A 15,631-nucleotide genomic window follows, 5' to 3' on the forward strand; every position below is an offset into this window, starting at 1 on the left:
GTCCCTGTTCGCTCGCTGCTCAGCCCTTGAACCAGCGCACCGGGCGCGGGGCGAGGTTCTGGTAGACGTGCTTGCTCTCGCGGTACTCGGCGAGGCCGGCGGGGCCGAGTTCGCGGCCGATGCCGCTCTTGCCGAAGCCGCCCCACTCCGCCTGGGGGAGGTAGGGGTGGAAGTCGTTGATCCAGACGGTGCCGTGGCGCATCCGGCGGGCGACGCGGCGGGCGCGGCCGGCGTCGGCGGACCAGACGCCGCCGGCGAGGCCGTACTCGGTGTCGTTGGCGAGGGCGACCGCCTCGTCCTCGGTGCGGAAGGTCTCGACGGTGAGGACGGGTCCGAAGACCTCCTCGCGGACGATCCGCATGGTGCGGTCGCAGTGGTCGAGGACGGTGGGGCGGTAGAACCAGCCGTCGTCGAGGCCGGGGCCGGTGGGGCGCTGCCCGCCGGCGCGCAGGACGGCGCCCTCGGCGAGGGCGGAGGCGACGTACTCCTCGGTGCGGGCGAGTTGCTGCGCGGAGACGAGGGGGCCGCACTCGACGCCGGGCTCGGTGCCGCGCCCCAGCCGGACGAGGTCGGCGCGGCGGGCGAGTTCGGCGACGAACCGCTCCCGCAGGGACTCCTCGACGATCAGCCGGGAGCCGGCCGAGCAGACCTGGCCGCTGTGGATGAAGGCGGCGTTGAGGGCCTGGTCGACGGCGGTGTCGAAGGCTTCGGGGGTGGTGCAGGCGTCGGCGAAGACGACGTTGGGGTTCTTCCCGCCGAGTTCGAGGGCGACCTTCTTCACGCCGTCGGCGGCGGCGCGCATCACCTTGGTGCCGCTGACGAGGCCGCCGGTGAAGGAGACCAGGTCGACGTCGGGGTGCTCGGCCATCCGCGCGCCGACGGTGGTGCCGGGGCCGGTGACGAGGTTGGCGACGCCGGCCGGCAGTCCGGCCTCGGCGAGGAGCCGCATCAGGGCCACCGTCGTCAGCGGCGTGATCTCGCTCGGCTTGACGACGAAGGTGTTGCCCGCGGCGAGCGCGGGGGCGATCTTCCAGCTGGCCTGGAGGAGCGGGTAGTTCCACGGGGTGATCAGCGCGCACACGCCGACCGGCTCGTGCACGACGACGCTGTGGACGTCGGGCGTCCCGGCGTCGACGACGCGTCCGCCGCTCTCGTGGACGACGAGGTCGGCGAAGTAGCGGAAGGCGTCGGTGACGCAGTCGACGTCGACGCGGCCCTCCTCGACGGTCTTGCCGGCGTCGCGGCTCTCCAGGAGCCCGAGCGCTTCACGGTCGCGCTGGAGCAGGTCGGCGACCCGCCGCAGCAGCGCCGCCCGCTCGGCGACGGGGGTGCCGGGCCACTCCCCCTGGCCGTTGTCGAATGCCTCGCGTGCGGCGGCGATCGCGGCGTCGGCGTCCTCGGCGCCGCCCTCCGCCACGACCGCGAGGGTGGTGGCGTCGGCCGGGTCGAGGACGTCTCGGGTGGCCCCGGAAGCGGCGGTTCGCCACTCCCCGGCCACGTGGATGCTGTGTGTGTGGTGTTCCGACACTGCGCGTTCGCCTTCCGTACCTGGTGCGGTCAGAACCTTCCTGACCGGCGAGCCCGGCACCTGCCCCGGGCGGGCGGAAGCATGCGCGAAAGTGGCGGGGGTCACCCGCGGCCGGGCCCCGGGGCCCGGCCGCGGCGGCCCGGCTACGGCAGGTCGTCGCCGTCCGTCCGGATGTCGTCCTCGGCCCGCAGTCCGGCCACCCACAGCGGCATCAGCCAGTGCACGACGAGGGCGGTGAACAGCGCCGCGAAGACGACCTCGCCGTCGGCCCGGACGTCCGTCGTCCACAGCAGCAGCCCGAACGCGGCGGTGCCGAGGAGGAGCAGACCGGTGGTGGCCCGGTGGGCGATGGCCCGGACCCGGTCGCGTTCGGCGGTCTGGCGCTCGTCGAGCATCCGGCCGCGCAGTTCGAGCAGGCCGCGGGTGGCGGCGTTGATGCCGCCGGTGGCGACCACCCAGGGCAGCAGCAGGCCGAGCATCGCGAACGCCGCCCAGCCGGCGTCGGCGACGACCATGGCGAGCCACGTGGTGGCGGCCGCCGCGGTGAGCAGCACGTGCGCGGCGACCAGGACCCGCCGGCGGGCTGCCGTCCGGTAGAGCGGCGCGGCCTCGCGCCGGTTCATGAGCGCGTACATCCGCCGGTCGTAGCGCGTGGCGGTCGTCATCAGGTGGTCCTCCCGTTGTCCCCGTCAACCCCGTAGATCTCGGTCGTGAGCGGCTGGAACGGCTCCAGGGAGAACAGCGCCTCCACGGGGAGCCGGAAATAGGCCGCCAGCTTCAGGGCCAGGTCGAGGCTGGGGTTGTACTGTCCGCGCTCGATGTAGCCGATGGTCTGGTAGTGGACGCCGACCGCCTGCGCCAGTGCCTGCCGCGACACCTTGCGTTCGGCCCGGACGACGGCCAGCCTGTTGTGCACCTGCTCGCTCATGTATAAGAAATACTACATTCGATCGTACGAACGCAATGATCCGTATGGATGATGTGCTGCCCGCACACGCGCGGTCGCCCCGGGGCGCGGCGCCGTCCGCTCTAGGGTTCGATCATGCGCAGCAGCGACAGCGACCGCGTCTACCTCGCCCCCGTCGACCACCTGCGCGCCGCCGCCGCCGTCCTCGTCGTCCTGTACCACGGGTGCCAGTTGTTCACCGCCCGGCTCGAGGGCGGCGGGGCGTTCACCGCCGAGACGGGCTGGCTGTACTCCGCGAACCCGGCCGCCACGCTCGTCTTCGAGGGGCACACGGCCGTCGCCCTGTTCATGGTGCTGTCCGGCTTCATCTTCACCGTCGGCGCGCACGGCCGCCCCATCCGCTACGGACGGTTCGTCACCAACCGGCTGCTGCGGGTCTATCCCCTGTACCTGGTCGTCGCGGTGCTCGGGCTGGCGACGCAGGTGGCGCTGGTGTCGTACGAGGACGTGCTGCGGCTGCTGACGTTCGCGACGCCGGGCCAGCCGTACGGGGGCGTGTTCTGGACGCTCAGCGTGGAGGTCCAGTTCTACCTGCTCTTCCCGCTGCTGAACCGGCTGCTGACGGAGCGGGGGCCGGGCGCCCTGCTGCGGCTGCTCGGGGCCGTCGCGCTGCTGCGGGTGCTGGTGTGGCTGAGCAGCCCGGTGCCGGAACCGCCGACGACCGCCCTGTACCTGGGTCTCGCGGGGCGGATCGACCAGTTCCTGCTGGGCATGCTGGCCGCCTGGTGGTACCTGCGCCGGCGGGAGCGGGCGGGCGTCCGGTGGCCGGCGTGGGCGGCGCTGGGGCCGGCGGTGCTCGCGCTGTGGGCGTACAACCAGCTGCACGGCTTCGTCTCCGACAGCCCGCTGAAGCTGGTGTGGGGAACGGTGGAGGGCGCCGTGTGGGCGCTCTTCGTCGCCGCCTACGTCACCGGCGCGGGCCCGGCGGGACGGCCCGCCCCGGCGGAGCCCGCGATCACGGCCGACCCGGTGGGCCCGCCGGAGCCGGCGGACCCGGCGGCGCGGGGGTGGCGGGGGCGGTTGTCGCGGGGAGCGGCGCGGCTCGGCGAGGTGAGCTACTCGGTCTACCTGACGCACTTCATGGTGCTGACCGTGCTGGGCGAGTACGGCGGCCGGGCCCTGGCCGCGCTCCCGCTGCCGCCGGTGTGGGCGGCGTTCGCACTGACGGCGGCGGTGGCGCTGCCGCTGACGGTGGGGTTGTCGTTCCTGACGTACCACGCGGTGGAGCTGCCGTTCCTGAAGCTGCGCCGCCCCTACCTGGGCGCCGCGCCCGACGGGGCGGCGGGCGCGCCGCGCCCCCGGCGGCGCGGGGCCGACCGGGGGCGCGGGGGTGTGCCGGAACGGCACGGGTGAGGCTCGGCCGAGGCCGGGCCCGCGTACGGCGTGGGACTCAGATGAGGCCGAGGCCGCGTACGGCGTCGCGCTCCTCCGCGAGCTCCTGCACCGACGCGTCGATGCGGGCGCGGGAGAACTCGTTGACGTCCAGGCCCTGGACGATCTCGTACTTGCCGTCCTTGCAGGTGACGGGGAAGGAGGAGATCAGGCCCTCCGGGACGCCGTAGGAGCCGTCGGACGGGATGCCCATGGAGGTCCAGTCGCCCTCGGCGGTGCCGTTGACCCAGGTGTGGACGTGGTCGATGGCGGCGTTCGCGGCGGAGGCGGCGGACGAGGCGCCACGGGCCTCGATGATCGCGGCGCCGCGCTTGGCGACGGTCGGGATGAACGTCTCGGCCAGCCACTGCTCGTCGTCGACGACCTCGGCGGCGTTCTTGCCGGCGATCTCCGCGTGGAAGATGTCCGGGTACTGGGTCGCCGAGTGGTTGCCCCAGATGGTGAGGCGCTTGATGTCGGAGACGGCCGCGCCGGTCTTGGCGGCGAGCTGCGAGATCGCGCGGTTGTGGTCGAGGCGGGTCATCGCGGTGAAGCGCTCGGCCGGCACGTCCGGGGCGGCGGCCTGGGCGATGAGGGCGTTGGTGTTGGCCGGGTTGCCGACGACGAGGACCTTGATGTCGTCCGCGGCGTTGTCGTTGATGGCCTTGCCCTGCGGCTTGAAGATGCCGCCGTTGGCCTCCAGCAGGTCGCCGCGCTCCATGCCCTTGGTGCGGGGGCGGGCGCCGACGAGGAGGGCGACGTTCGCACCGTCGAAGGCCACGTTCGGGTCGTCGGTGATCTCGATGCCGCGCAGCAGCGGGAAGGCGCAGTCGTCGAGCTCCATGGCCGTGCCCTCGGCGGCCTTGAGGCCCTGCGGGATCTCCAGGAGGCGCAGCTTGACCGGCACGTCCGCGCCGAGCAGGTGGCCGGAGGCGATGCGGAAGAGCAGCGCGTAACCGATCTGGCCGGCCGCGCCGGTGACGGTGACATTCACGGGAGTGCGGGTCATGTGCGATCTCCGTAAGACAGCTGGCGGTGGGGGGTCCCTTCCCCGGATGCGGGACGTCTCCCGTGCCGAGGACGCCCGGTGTCGCCGCGCGATGTCTCGACGTGGAGATATCCAGCGGTCAGGCTATCCGACCCGACCACCCTTCAACCCCCGCCCCCTTGTGTCGCAGCTCACCCGAACGGGCGACGCGCCGGGGTCACGGTGTGGCCGTGCAGCCCTTGACGCCGGTGGCGCGCAGGGCCGCGCACGCCCCGGCGTCGGTCCCGTCGCCGACGACGACCATCGGCGTGTACGCGTCGTCCTCGGCGCCGTCGACGGTGGCCGCCCGGGTGGGGCCGCCGGGCGCGGTGACGCTGACGACGTCCCCCGGGGCGGCCTGGCTGACGCGGGCCCAGGCGGCGCCGCACACCTGGCTGTAGCGGACCTCGACCATCGTGGTGGCGACGACCGTGGAGGCGACCGTCGTGGCGTACCGGCCGCCGCACCCCATGACCTGCGGATCCTGACCGCCGCAGGCGGCGCCGGAGCAGCGGACGCCCTCGGGGAGCGGGGCGGGGACGCTGGACGCGGGCGGCGCGGGCGGGGCCGCGGGGCGGCGCACCCCGGCCCCGTCGGCGTCGGCGGCGCGGTCGCCTCGCGGGCCGCCGAGGTCGGTGAGGAGGACCGCCGCGACGACGACGAGCAGGGCGCCGAGGGCGCCCGCGAGGAACGACACCGCCGTACGCCCCGCCCGGCCGCGCGCCCCCGAGGGCGCCGGGGCGGGCCGGGCGGCGCCGGGCTTGCGGCCCACGGGGGCGTACGCGCCCGTGCCCGGGCCCACCGGCAGGCGGCCCGGCGGCACGTAGTCCGGCGCCGCGTCGTCCGCCGGGGCGGTCGGCCGCGCGCGGCCCGGCGGGCCGTCCGCCGGCAGCAGGGTCACCGGCAGGACGGTCGCCGGCAGGACCGCCGTCGGCGGCAGCACCGTCCCGGACACGGGAGCGGGGGCCGGGGCGTCGGCGGGTGGCGCGGCGTCCCCGGCGCCGGGGTCGTCCAGGGCGGCGCGGGCCTGCGCGATGCGGATCGACTCCATCGTCAGGTCGTGGCGCATCTCGGCCCGGCTCCAGGCCCGTTCGGCCAGCTCCCACAGGGTGGTCAGGTGGTCCGGGTCGGTGCCGGTGACGTCCGCGAGCGCCAGGACGGCGCCGTGCGGCGCCAGCAGACGCCCGTTCAGGTACCGCTCCCAGGACGTCCTGCTGTAGCCCGTACGGTCCGCGACGGCCGCGATGCTCAGGCCGCTGCGGTCCACGAGCCGGCGCAACTGCCCGGCGAACTCCCGCACCTGCGGGTCGAGCTCCTCCGACAGCGCCCTCCAGCGAGGCATACCGCTTCCCCCTTGTCCCCGGACCGGCCCCACGCGTCCGGTGCGTCCGGCACGGTCCGTGCCGCGCGGGCCAGGATGGCAGTTCCGGGCCCCGGTTTCCCAGTCGTGGCCTGGTGCGCACAGAGTTCCGGAATGGTCACTTCCGTGCCACAGGACCCGGACGTCCCTTGATCAGCTTTGGCGCGTCCATGACTCTGGTGTCCGCGGGGACGGCGCCCGTCCTGTCTCGGGGGAGGGGATGGGCGCCGTCACCGACGGGGGTACGACGAAGGCGGGCCGCCCTCCTCCTGACGAGGGGGCGGCCCGCCTTCCGCGTCACGGGGCCGGGGCGGCGCCTACCGCACGGTGAAGCGCACGGCTTCCTTCAGGAACGGGATCTCCAGCCACGGGTCGGGCTGCGTCATGAGGGCGAACAGCACGATCCCCCCGCCGAGCACCCCGTACGTGATCAGGTCCGTGAACCGGGACCGCACGGCGAGCATGCCCACCGACGGCAGGGCCCGCCGCAGGCCCGCTCCGGTCAGCAGGGCGGCGCCGATCAGCAGCGCGCCGATGCGCGGCGCGTGCCGGAACGGGTCGAAGCCGATGACGAGCAGTCCGAGCGCGGTCATCCCGAGCACGGTGAGCAGCGGCCACTGCCGGGCGGGCGCCGGGGCGTCCCCGGAGGCCGCGCGACCGCCGCCCTCGGGCCGCACGGTGCCCTCGGTGACGGCCGGGTCCCGCCGGGCGGCGCCCGCCGGGTCCTCCGCCGCGTCACCGTCCGCCGACGGCTCCCCCGCCGCGTCCGGGGTGCGGGAGGCGCTCGCGGCACGCGCCCGGCCCGGCGCCGTGCCCGACGCCTCACCCTCGGCCGGTCCCGACGCCTGGCCCTCGGCCGGCTCCGACGCCGCTGCCGGTCCGGACGCGCCCGCCGGTCCGGACGCCTCCGCCGGACCCGACGCCTCCGCCGACGGCGACGCGTCAGCCCCCGCCGGTGGGTCCGCCGAGTCCGGCAGGTCGGCCGCTTCCGGCGCACCCGCACCGGAGCTCGCCGCCGTGCCCGGTCCGGCCGCGGAGCCCGCCGCGCGGGATGCGCCGTTCGCCCGTACGCCCATGGGGTGGCCCTTCCGGCTCACTTCGCGGTGTCGGCCGCGGCGCGCTCGGCCGCCTCGACGACGTTGACCAGCAGCTGAGCCCGCGTCATCGGGCCCACCCCGCCGGGGTTGGGGGCGACCCAGCCGGCCACCTCGCGCACCCCCGGGTGCACATCGCCCATGATCTTGCCGCTCTCGTCGCGGCTGACGCCCACGTCCAGGATGGCGGCGCCCGGCTTGACGTCCTCCGGCTTGACCAGGTGCGGCACGCCCGCCGCGGCGACGATGATGTCGGCCCGCCGCAGGTGCTCCGACACGTCCCGGGTGCCCGTGTGGACCTGCGTCACCGTGGCGTTCTCCGAGCGGCGCGTCAGCAGCAGCGGCATCGGCCGCCCGATGGTGACGCCCCGGCCCACGACCACCACGTGCGCCCCGGCGATCTCCACGCCGTGGCGGCGCAGCAGCGTGACGATGCCGGCGGGCGTGCACGGCAGCGGCGCGGGCTCGCCGAGGACCAGCCGGCCCAGGTTCGTCGGGTGCAGGCCGTCCGCGTCCTTCGCCGGGTCCATCAGCGTCAGCACGCGGTTGGTGTCGATGCCCTTCGGCAGCGGCAGCTGGACGATGTACCCGGTGCAGGCCGGGTCCTCGTTCAACTCGCGGACGACCGCCTCGATGTCCTCCTGCGTCGCCGTCGCGGGCAGCGTCCGCTGGATCGACGCGATGCCCACCTGGGCGCAGTCGCGGTGCTTTCCGGCCACGTACTTCTGGCTGCCGACGTCCTCGCCGACCAGCAGCGTGCCGAGGCCCGGGGTGACGCCCCGGGCCTTCAGCTCCGCCACGCGGGCGGTCAGATCGGACTTGATCGCTGCGGCGGTGGCCTTGCCGTCGAGAATCTGGGCGCTCATGTCCCCATCCTCGCGGATGACCCCCGCCCTCTTCCAATCCCGGCGTCCCGGCCCAGGTGGCAGAGGTTGCATCTGCACAACAGTCACCCAAACCGACTGGACAAAAAGACGACGGTAATACCACGATGACGGCGCAATGCCGCGGGCAGTGCCGGGGGGACGGGCGGCGCGTACGAGTGTGTGCAGACAGTTCCTCCGCGCGGAACCGCGCGTCCCCGCACGACCCTCGGAGGATCCCCGCCATGAGTTACGGCGACCCGAACAACCCCTACGGCCAGCAGCAGCAGCCCGCCCAGCCCGGTTACGGCTACCCCCAGGCCCCGCCGGTCCAGCCGTACGGCCAGGGCGGCGGCTACGGCGCCCCCATGGAGATGCCGGGCGGCGTCAAGGCGGCCCGCGTGATGCTCTTCGTCATCGCCGGCCTCCAGGTCATCGGCGCCATCGGCGCCGCCCTCACCGCGCTCGCCATCGCCGCGGCGCAGGAGGACCCGACGCTGAAGAACGACATCCAGTTCCAGCAGCTCGCCGACATGTCGACGGGCGCGATCTGGGGCGTCACCGTCCTGATCCTCGCCTGGGGCGTGTTCGCCATCGTCCTCGGCGCCAAGCTCGGCAACGGCGGCAACGGCATACGCATCACCACGATGGTGTTCGGCATCATCACGGCGATCCTCGGCATCTACCCGTTCGTCGTCATCGGCCTCGCCCACACGGTGCTGGCCATCCTGGTGGCCGTCTTCGTCGGCAAGTCCGACGCCGCCGCCTGGTTCTCGCGCCCGCGCCACTGAGCCCGGACCCCGCGCCACGAAGGCCGCGGCCCCGGACGCACCCGCGTCCGGGCCGCGGCCTTCGCCGTACCCGCTCACCCGGGGCGGTCCACCGACGTGCGCACCACCCGGATCGTGCGGGCCCGCCCCAGCACGTAGGCGTTCCCGTCCTCGAACTCCAGCCGCCTGCGGTCCGGCAGCACCTGCCGCACGTCCCCCACCGTGTGCGGCACCCCGCCCACCGCGATCACGTCACCGACCCGGACCCCGTCACCCGTGACCTCCAGGGTCCGCACCGTCAGCCTCGACATCCCCGGCCACCCGCCGCGCTCAGGACCGGTCGCCCGGAGCGACGCCCGCCGACAGCGCCGCCGCGAGCTGCCGGGCCGTACGCGGCGCGCACCGCCCCAACTCCACCAGCGGGTACGGCGGATCCGCCGCCAGCGACACGCAGTCCAGGCCCAGCGACGGCAGGGTGACCCCCACGCCGGTCAACGCGGCCCGCAGCACGTCCCGCGCCTCCTCCGCCTCCCTGATCCGCTCCGCCGCCGCCATCCGTTCAGCGATCCCCATGCACGTTGCCCCTTTCCGGGCCCGGTCCGACGTTCCACACCAAAGGATCGGCGCGTAGCGATACGTTCACCAGGGGTTACGACTTACGTGGCAGCCAGCGGAAACCGGGGAAGACGCATGCCCGCACCCAAGGAACTCGATCCCACGCAGTCCCTCTCGGCACTCTTCGGCGCGAAGCTGCGCAAGCTCCGCACGCACGCCGAGCTGACGCAGCGGCAACTCGGCGACAAGGTCCCGATCGCCCACAGCATGATCGCCCGGTACGAACTGGGCACGGAGACGCCGACCCAGCAGGTCGCCGAGGCACTGGACCGCCTCCTCGGCGCGGACGGCGACCTGGTCGACCTGTGGCTGCACGTCGTGCGGACGCCGATCCCGGACTGGGCGCGGAAGTACGTGCATCTGGAGCCGCAGGCTCAGAAGGTGCAGAAGTACGTGGCTCACACCGTGCCGGGCTTGTTGCAGACCCCGGCTTATGCACGCGCCCTGCTCAGCGATGCCGTCCCGAGCGTCGGCACGCGGCTTGAGGGCCTCCTCACGGCGCGGCTCGCACGACAGCAGATTCTTCGGCGCGAAGAGCCCCCGGTGCTATGGGTCATCGTCGACGAAGCAGTACTGCGCCGGCCTGTTGGCGGGTCCGCGGTAATGCGTGAGCAGCTTGGCCATCTGCTATCTGTCTCGCGATCGTTGGCCAACGTTACGCTGCAAGTGCTGCCCTTCGACCGCGGTGCTCCAGCTGTCATGAGCGGCGCGCTCACCGTTCTGTCGTTCCTCGACCGCCAGCCCGTGGTGTACCTGGAGAATTCACACTCCGGAGAGCTGGTCGAACAGGCTGGGCGGGTTTCGGAGTACGCCCTAGCATTCGATCACCTGCTGGCTCAGGCGCTGTGCCCCGAGGCTTCGGCCCGCCTGATCCGTTCCGCGATGGAGGACCACCGTGACCCACGTCTCCCGAGCCGACCTCAACGCCGCCGTGTGGCGCAAGTCCAGTCACAGCAACGCGCAGGGCGGCGACTGCGTCGAGGTCGCTGACGGCTTCACCGGCGTCGTACCGGTCCGCGACAGCAAGAACCCCCACCGCCCCGCCCTGGTCGTCACCGACGGGGCATGGGGCGCCTTCATCGAGTGGCGCACGTCCAGTCACAGCAACACCCAGGGCGGCGACTGCGTCGAGGTCGGCAGCGGGGTTCCCGGGCTCGTGCCCGTACGCGACAGCAAAGAGCCCGCCCGTCCGGGGCTGGTCGTGGGCCGCGACGCGTGGGACGCGTTCCTGGGATCGCTCAAGTAGTTCCCGCCGACGGCCAGTCGGCGTCAACCCGCCGTCCGTTCCCTTCCCGCCCCTCCCGGGGGAAGGGACAGGCCATGTACAGCATCATCGTGGTGCCCCCGCGGACCACGGACCCCAGTGGACAGATCCGGCTCGCGCCGGGTGAGACCCTGCGATTCGGCCGCGGCGCGTCCGCCGCGGACGCCCGCCACCTGGCCATCCCCCACGCGGGGGTGTCCCGGGAGGCGGGTGAGATCACCGCGACCGGCACCTTCTGGTCGCTGAGCAACCTCAGCCGCACCTCCACCTACGTGGTGGAGAACCCGGAGGGCGCGGGCGAGCACGTCAAGGTGGCGCCGCTGCGGCTGGACGCGCCCGTACCGTTCGAGTTCTCCCGGCTGGTCCTGCCCGCCGGGCACGACCTGATCCGCTTCGACGTGTGGGCGCCCCGCCACGACTACGCCGACCCGGCCGGACACGGCGGGGAGCCCACCGCGCTCGCCTTCCCCCTCGACCGGGGCAAGCGGTACTTCCAGGTGCTGACCGCGCTGTGCGAACCACGTCTGCGGGGCGAGCCGCACGCGCCGCCGCCGACGGTCGAGCAGGTCGTCGACCGGCTGCGGCCGGTGTGGCCCGGGGCGAACCGGACGGCCGTGCAGTGGAACGTCGACTACCTGGCGGTGAAACTGCGGCTGAAGCCCGACGCCGGGGCCGCCGCCGTGCCGGGGGCGCGGCTGCACGGCAAGAAGGAGGCGCTCGTCTCGCTCGCCCTGCGCTTCGACCTGGTGCGCGAGGAGGACCTGCCGTCCCTCGACGTGCCGGTCCTCGGCGACGCGTGCCCCCCGAGCGGGGCGGCGCGGTGACCGGCGGGCGCGCGGGCCGGGAGGGGGCCTACCCGGTGACCGTGGAGCGCGGGTACCGCGTCGGCCCGTGGACGGTGGGGCGGCCGCTCGGCGCGGGCGCCTTCGGCAGCGTGTACGCGGCGCGGCGGCACGGTGAGCGGGACGGCGGCCCGGCGGCGGCCGCGCTGAAGTTCCTGCCGACCGGCACCTGCACCCCGCGCGGGCTGCGGCACCTGCGCGAACTGGCCGAGAGGGAGGTGGGGCTGCTGCGGCGGCTCCGTTCGCCGCGGCTGATCCGGCTGTACGACGTGCTGACGGTCGACGATCCGGCGCGGCCCGACCTGGACGGCGCGACCGTCCTCGTCCTGGAGGCCGCCCGCGGCTCCCTGGCGGGGCTGCTCGCGTCGGAGCCGGTACCGGCGGCGGGGCCCGCGCTGCTGGCGCAGGTCTGCGAGGGGCTGGCCCAGCTGCACCGGGCGGGCTGGGTCCACGGCGACCTGAAACCGGCGAACGTGCTGCTGATGGGAGACGGCACCGTACGTCTCGCCGACTTCACCACGGCCGCCGAACTGGAGGGCAGCCACGCGTACGGGCCGGCCTTCGCGACGCCCGACTACGCCCCGCCGGAGCTGCTGTGGCCGGAGGTCGGCGAACGGGGGGTGCGGACCAGACCGAGCTCCGATGTGTGGGCGTTCGGGGTGCTGGCGCACCTCGTGCTGACCGGTACCCACCCGCTGCCCGGCGGGAGTCCGGCCGCGCGGCGGGAGGCGGCGGCCAGGTACGCGCGCGGAGAGGGCGAGTTGCGGCTCTCCCCCGCCCTGCCCGAGCCGTGGCGGGGCATCGTCGCCGACTGCCTCGCGCCGACGCACGAGGCGCGGGCCGTCCACGACGCGGCGTCGCTGCTCCCCCGGACGCTGACGGCGGCCGGGTCGACGGACGCGGCCGGGTCGACGGTCCGGCGGTCGCCGCGGGGGCGACCGCCGGTGCCGGGGCGGCGCGCGTACGGCCGGAGGTTCGCCACGATGAGCGCGGTGGGCGCGGTGGCGGCGCTGGCGGTGGCCGGCCTGGGGCTGACACTCCTGCCGGGCGAGCCGCGGACGGGTTACGCCCGCTGCCCCGTCGGCAACGTCTGCTTCTTCACCGAACCGGACGGGCGGGGCGACATGTGCGCGTGGGTGGACAGCGCGCACGACTGGCTCGGCGGGCCCTTCCCCTGCCCGTGGGCCCGCCACACGGCGCCGCGCTCGTACTACAACAACGGCCTGGACCGCACGCAGGGCGCGGCCCTCACCGAGGTGCTGCTGTACGCGCGGCCGCGCCGCGCGGAGCCCCTGCGCTGCCTCCCGCTGCGCACCCGCGGCGACCTCCACCCGCCGGTACGGGCCCGGTCGCACGCGTGGGCGGCGCGCTGCTGAGCCCCGATCCGGAAGTGCCCCTCCGCGCAAGCCGACGGAGGCGCCCCGCGCCCCGCGACGTGCACCTGCCCCGGGGCGGGAGGCGGGGTCGGGCGGGTTCGCCCCCGCAGGGGTCGGCGGGGAAGGCCGGGTGCCCTGACCGGGACCCGAGCCCGCCGACCCCGAGGAGGTGAGCCCGCCCGGCCCCGCCGCACCCACCACCGGCCTAGGCGCACCACCACACCCACGGCCCCGCCACGCGCCGCCGACGCCGGCCGGCGGCCCGCCCCGGGACCGGGCGATCAGTGGAAGAAGTGGCGCGTGCCGGTGAAGTACATCGTCACGCCCGCCTTCGCCGCCGCCTCGACGACCAGCTCGTCACGGACCGAACCGCCCGGCTGGACCACGGCCTTCACCCCGGCCGCGGTGAGGATCTCCAGGCCGTCGGGGAAGGGGAAGAACGCGTCGGACGCGGCGTACGCGCCGCGCGCCCGCTCCTCGCCGGCCCGCTCGACGGCGAGCTTCGCCGAGTCGACGCGGTTGACCTGGCCCATGCCGACGCCGACGCTGGCGCCGCCCTTGGCGAGGAGGATCGCGTTCGACTTCACCGCGCGGCAGGCCCGCCAGGCGAACGCCAGCTCCGCCAGCTCCGCCTCCGACAGCGCCTCGCCGGTGGCGAGGGTCCACGTCGCCGGGTCGTCGCCCTCGGCCTGGATCCGGTCGGTGACCTGGAGCAGCGCGCCGCCGTCGATCGGCTTGACCTCGACGGGCGCCGACGGGGCCTCCGGGCAGCGCAGCACGCGGATGTTCTTCTTGCGGGCCAGGACCTCGACCGCGCCGTCCTCGTAGCCGGGGGCGACGATGACCTCGGTGAAGATTTCCGCGACCTGCTCGGCCAGCGCGACCGAGACGGGGCGGTTGACGGCGATGACGCCGCCGAACGCCGACAGCGGGTCGCAGGCGTGGGCCTTGCGGTGCGCCTCGGCGACGTCCTCGCCGATCGCGATGCCGCACGGGTTGGCGTGCTTGATGATCGCGACGCACGGCTCGGCGTGGTCGTACGCGGCGCGGCGCGCGGCCTCGGTGTCCGTGTAGTTGTTGAAGGACATCTCCTTGCCGTGCAGCTGCTCCGCCTCGGCCAGGCCGCCGGTGCCGTCGACGTACAGCGCGGCGCCCTGGTGCGGGTTCTCGCCGTAGCGCAGGACGTTCTTGCGGGCGTACGTGCCGCCCATGAAGTCCGGGAACGGCGACTCGTCGGCCGGGGCGTAGGAGGAGGCGAACCACGAGGCGACCGCGACGTCGTACGCGGCGGTGTGCCGGAACGCCTCGGCCGCCAGCCGCTTGCGGGCCGCCAGGTCGAAGCCGCCCGCGGCGACGGCGGCGAGGACGTCGCCGTACCGGGCCGGGGACGTGACCACGGCGACGGACGGGTGGTTCTTGGCGGCGGCGCGGACCATCGACGGGCCGCCGATGTCGATCTGCTCGACGCACTCGTCGGGCGAGGCGCCGGACGCGACCGTCGCCTCGAACGGGTACAGGTTCACGACGACCAGGTCGAACGGCTCCACGCCCAGCTCGGCGAGCTGGGCGCGGTGGGCGTCCAGGCGCAGGTCGGCGAGGATGCCGGCGTGCACGCGCGGGTGCAGGGTCTTGACCCGGCCGTCCAGGCACTCGGGGAAGCCGGTCAGCTCCTCGACCTTCGTGACCGGGACGCCCGCGGCGGCGATCCTCGACGCCGTGGAGCCCGTGGAGACCAGCTCGACGCCCGCCTCGTGCAGTCCGCGGGCCAGCTCCTCCAGCCCCGTCTTGTCGTAGACACTGATCAGCGCGCGGCGGATGGGCTTATTCACCGACATGAACCTTTCGTCCCTCAATGCGGTAGCCGTGCCGGGCGAGACGCCCCACGACCTCGACGAGCAGCGTGCGCTCGACTTCCTTGATGCGCTCGTGGAGAGCGGCTTCGTCGTCCGAGTCCCGCACCTCGACCACGCCCTGGGCGATGATCGGGCCGGTGTCGACGCCGTCGTCGACGAAGTGGACGGTGCACCCGGTGACCTTCGCGCCGTACGCGAGCGCGTCCCGCACGCCGTGCGCACCGGGGAAGCTGGGCAGCAGGGCGGGGTGCGTGTTGATCGTCCGCCCGCCGAACCGCGCCAGGAACTCCTTGCCGACGATCTTCATGAAGCCGGCCGACACGACGAGGTCCGGCACGTACGCGGCGGTCGCCTCGGCCAGCGCGCGGTCCCACTCGGCGCGCGTCGCGTACTCCTTCACGCTCCGCACGAAGGTCGGCACCCCGGCGCGCTCGGCCCGCTCCAGGCCCGCGATGCCCGCGCGGTCCGCGCCGACGGCGACGATCCGGACCGCGGCGCCGTACCCGTCGGGGTCGGCGGCGATCGCGTCGAGGAGCGCCTGGAGGTTGGTTCCGGAGCCGGAGACCAGGACGACGAGGCGGGCGGGGGCGGCGGCAGCCACGGGGGACTCTTTTCGCGCGTGGGTGTGCGTGGCGTGAGGGGCGGTACGTACGGGTGCGTGCGGTATGTCGGGGTGTGGATGGTGCGGCGTCGGCTTCGTA

17 protein-coding genes are annotated in these 15,631 nt (G+C 74.4%); 6 read left to right on the forward strand and 11 right to left on the reverse strand.

All coding sequences use genetic code 11. From position 1 onward, the window contains the following. Nucleotides 1-19: 19 nt before the first annotated feature. From LPA54_RS20535 to LPA54_RS20545, 3 genes are all read right to left on the reverse strand, one after another. Nucleotides 20-1,528 (reverse strand): aldehyde dehydrogenase family protein, encoded by a 1,509-nt coding sequence (locus tag LPA54_RS20535; protein WP_228979888.1) that lies wholly within the window; start codon nt 1,526-1,528, stop codon nt 20-22. Between the two features lie 143 nt (nt 1,529-1,671). After that, a complete protein-coding gene (locus LPA54_RS20540; RefSeq protein WP_228979890.1) occupies nt 1,672-2,193 on the reverse strand; it encodes a hypothetical protein in 522 nt (173 codons plus the stop codon). Continuing rightward, nucleotides 2,193-2,456: a helix-turn-helix transcriptional regulator gene (locus LPA54_RS20545; protein ID WP_228979892.1), complete on the reverse strand. Its 264-nt coding sequence runs from the start codon at nt 2,454-2,456 to the stop codon at nt 2,193-2,195. The genes LPA54_RS20540 and LPA54_RS20545 overlap by 1 nt, the downstream gene beginning before the upstream one ends. Nucleotides 2,457-2,570: 114 nt before the next feature. Between LPA54_RS20545 and LPA54_RS20550 the strand changes: the two genes are divergently transcribed. Next, complete coding sequence (locus LPA54_RS20550) at nt 2,571-3,848, forward strand: acyltransferase (RefSeq protein WP_228979894.1); 1,278 nt, start codon at nt 2,571-2,573, stop codon at nt 3,846-3,848. A gap of 37 nt (nt 3,849-3,885) precedes the next feature. Here the strand turns inward: LPA54_RS20550 and LPA54_RS20555 are convergent, their stop codons facing one another. From LPA54_RS20555 to LPA54_RS20570, 4 genes are all read right to left on the reverse strand, one after another. Then, nucleotides 3,886-4,875, reverse strand: coding sequence for a malate dehydrogenase (locus tag LPA54_RS20555; protein ID WP_228979899.1), 990 nt, complete (start codon nt 4,873-4,875; stop codon nt 3,886-3,888). Nucleotides 4,876-5,071: 196 nt separating this feature from the next. Continuing rightward, entirely contained in the window at nt 5,072-6,235 is a 1,164-nt protein-coding gene (locus LPA54_RS20560; protein ID WP_228979908.1) for an XRE family transcriptional regulator, read from the reverse strand. Between the two features lie 335 nt (nt 6,236-6,570). Beyond that, a complete protein-coding gene (locus LPA54_RS20565) occupies nt 6,571-7,329 on the reverse strand; it encodes a DUF3017 domain-containing protein (protein WP_228979910.1) in 759 nt (252 codons plus the stop codon). Between the two features lie 17 nt (nt 7,330-7,346). Next, complete coding sequence (locus LPA54_RS20570) at nt 7,347-8,213, reverse strand: bifunctional methylenetetrahydrofolate dehydrogenase/methenyltetrahydrofolate cyclohydrolase (RefSeq protein WP_228979911.1); 867 nt, start codon at nt 8,211-8,213, stop codon at nt 7,347-7,349. Between the two features lie 242 nt (nt 8,214-8,455). Here LPA54_RS20570 and LPA54_RS20575 point away from each other — a divergent pair, with 242 nt between their 5' ends. Continuing rightward, the gene (locus tag LPA54_RS20575; RefSeq protein ID WP_228979912.1) at nt 8,456-9,001 is read left to right on the forward strand and encodes a hypothetical protein; all 546 of its coding nucleotides are present in this window, start codon (nt 8,456-8,458) and stop codon (nt 8,999-9,001) included. Nucleotides 9,002-9,075: 74 nt separating this feature from the next. Here LPA54_RS20575 and LPA54_RS20580 read toward each other — a convergent pair whose 3' ends face one another. Together LPA54_RS20580 and LPA54_RS20585 are read right to left on the reverse strand one after the other, a co-directional pair. Continuing rightward, nucleotides 9,076-9,291 carry a hypothetical protein gene (locus tag LPA54_RS20580; RefSeq protein WP_228979915.1) on the reverse strand — a complete coding sequence of 72 codons (216 nt, stop codon included), beginning with the start codon at nt 9,289-9,291 and terminating at the stop codon, nt 9,076-9,078. Nucleotides 9,292-9,310: 19 nt separating this feature from the next. After that, the gene (locus tag LPA54_RS20585) at nt 9,311-9,553 is read right to left on the reverse strand and encodes a hypothetical protein (protein WP_228979918.1); all 243 of its coding nucleotides are present in this window, start codon (nt 9,551-9,553) and stop codon (nt 9,311-9,313) included. Nucleotides 9,554-9,670: 117 nt separating this feature from the next. On the opposite strand from LPA54_RS20585, the gene LPA54_RS20590 reads away from it, so the two are divergent. The 4 genes from LPA54_RS20590 (at nt 9,671) to LPA54_RS20605 (ending at nt 13,077) form a co-directional block, all read left to right on the forward strand. Then, nucleotides 9,671-10,585, forward strand: coding sequence for a helix-turn-helix transcriptional regulator (locus tag LPA54_RS20590; protein ID WP_228979920.1), 915 nt, complete (start codon nt 9,671-9,673; stop codon nt 10,583-10,585). Next, complete coding sequence (locus LPA54_RS42890) at nt 10,491-10,841, forward strand: DUF397 domain-containing protein (protein ID WP_228979922.1); 351 nt, start codon at nt 10,491-10,493, stop codon at nt 10,839-10,841. Before LPA54_RS20590 ends, LPA54_RS42890 begins: the two co-directional genes overlap by 95 nt. Before the next feature lie 74 nt (nt 10,842-10,915). Then, a complete protein-coding gene (locus tag LPA54_RS20600; protein WP_228979923.1) occupies nt 10,916-11,683 on the forward strand; it encodes an FHA domain-containing protein in 768 nt (255 codons plus the stop codon). A gap of 35 nt (nt 11,684-11,718) precedes the next feature. Beyond that, entirely contained in the window at nt 11,719-13,077 is a 1,359-nt protein-coding gene (locus LPA54_RS20605) for a protein kinase (protein WP_228979925.1), read from the forward strand. Nucleotides 13,078-13,358: 281 nt separating this feature from the next. Here LPA54_RS20605 and purH read toward each other — a convergent pair whose 3' ends face one another. Both purH and purN read right to left on the reverse strand, forming a co-directional pair. Then, nucleotides 13,359-14,912 (reverse strand): bifunctional phosphoribosylaminoimidazolecarboxamide formyltransferase/IMP cyclohydrolase, encoded by a 1,554-nt coding sequence (gene purH, locus LPA54_RS20610; RefSeq protein WP_228979928.1) that lies wholly within the window; start codon nt 14,910-14,912, stop codon nt 13,359-13,361. Further along, nucleotides 14,899-15,531, reverse strand: a complete 633-nt coding sequence (gene purN, locus LPA54_RS20615) for a phosphoribosylglycinamide formyltransferase (RefSeq protein WP_228979929.1) — start codon at nt 15,529-15,531, stop codon at nt 14,899-14,901. The genes purH and purN overlap by 14 nt, the downstream gene beginning before the upstream one ends. Nucleotides 15,532-15,631 lie beyond the last annotated feature (100 nt).

The sequence above is a fragment of the Streptomyces sp. DH12 genome (assembly GCF_020873895.1).
In the GTDB taxonomy this organism is placed as follows: Bacteria; Actinomycetota; Actinomycetes; order Streptomycetales; family Streptomycetaceae; genus Streptomyces.

Bases quoted from the DNA above. Each gene is read 5' to 3' on its own strand.
- LPA54_RS20540 (WP_228979890.1), bottom strand. From the start codon at position 2,193: ATGACGACCGCCACGCGCTACGACCGGCGGATGTACGCGCTCATGAAC.
- LPA54_RS20545 (WP_228979892.1), bottom strand. From the start codon at position 2,456: ATGAGCGAGCAGGTGCACAACAGGCTGGCCGTCGTCCGGGCCGAACGC.
- LPA54_RS20550 (WP_228979894.1), top strand. From the start codon at position 2,571: ATGCGCAGCAGCGACAGCGACCGCGTCTACCTCGCCCCCGTCGACCAC.
- LPA54_RS20555 (WP_228979899.1), bottom strand. From the start codon at position 4,875: ATGACCCGCACTCCCGTGAATGTCACCGTCACCGGCGCGGCCGGCCAG.
- LPA54_RS20560 (WP_228979908.1), bottom strand. From the start codon at position 6,235: ATGCCTCGCTGGAGGGCGCTGTCGGAGGAGCTCGACCCGCAGGTGCGG.
- LPA54_RS20565 (WP_228979910.1), bottom strand. From the start codon at position 7,329: ATGGGCGTACGGGCGAACGGCGCATCCCGCGCGGCGGGCTCCGCGGCC.
- LPA54_RS20570 (WP_228979911.1), bottom strand. From the start codon at position 8,213: ATGAGCGCCCAGATTCTCGACGGCAAGGCCACCGCCGCAGCGATCAAG.
- LPA54_RS20575 (WP_228979912.1), top strand. From the start codon at position 8,456: ATGAGTTACGGCGACCCGAACAACCCCTACGGCCAGCAGCAGCAGCCC.
- LPA54_RS20580 (WP_228979915.1), bottom strand. From the start codon at position 9,291: ATGTCGAGGCTGACGGTGCGGACCCTGGAGGTCACGGGTGACGGGGTC.
- LPA54_RS20585 (WP_228979918.1), bottom strand. From the start codon at position 9,553: ATGGGGATCGCTGAACGGATGGCGGCGGCGGAGCGGATCAGGGAGGCG.
- LPA54_RS20590 (WP_228979920.1), top strand. From the start codon at position 9,671: ATGCCCGCACCCAAGGAACTCGATCCCACGCAGTCCCTCTCGGCACTC.
- LPA54_RS20600 (WP_228979923.1), top strand. From the start codon at position 10,916: ATGTACAGCATCATCGTGGTGCCCCCGCGGACCACGGACCCCAGTGGA.
- purH (WP_228979928.1), bottom strand. From the start codon at position 14,912: ATGTCGGTGAATAAGCCCATCCGCCGCGCGCTGATCAGTGTCTACGAC.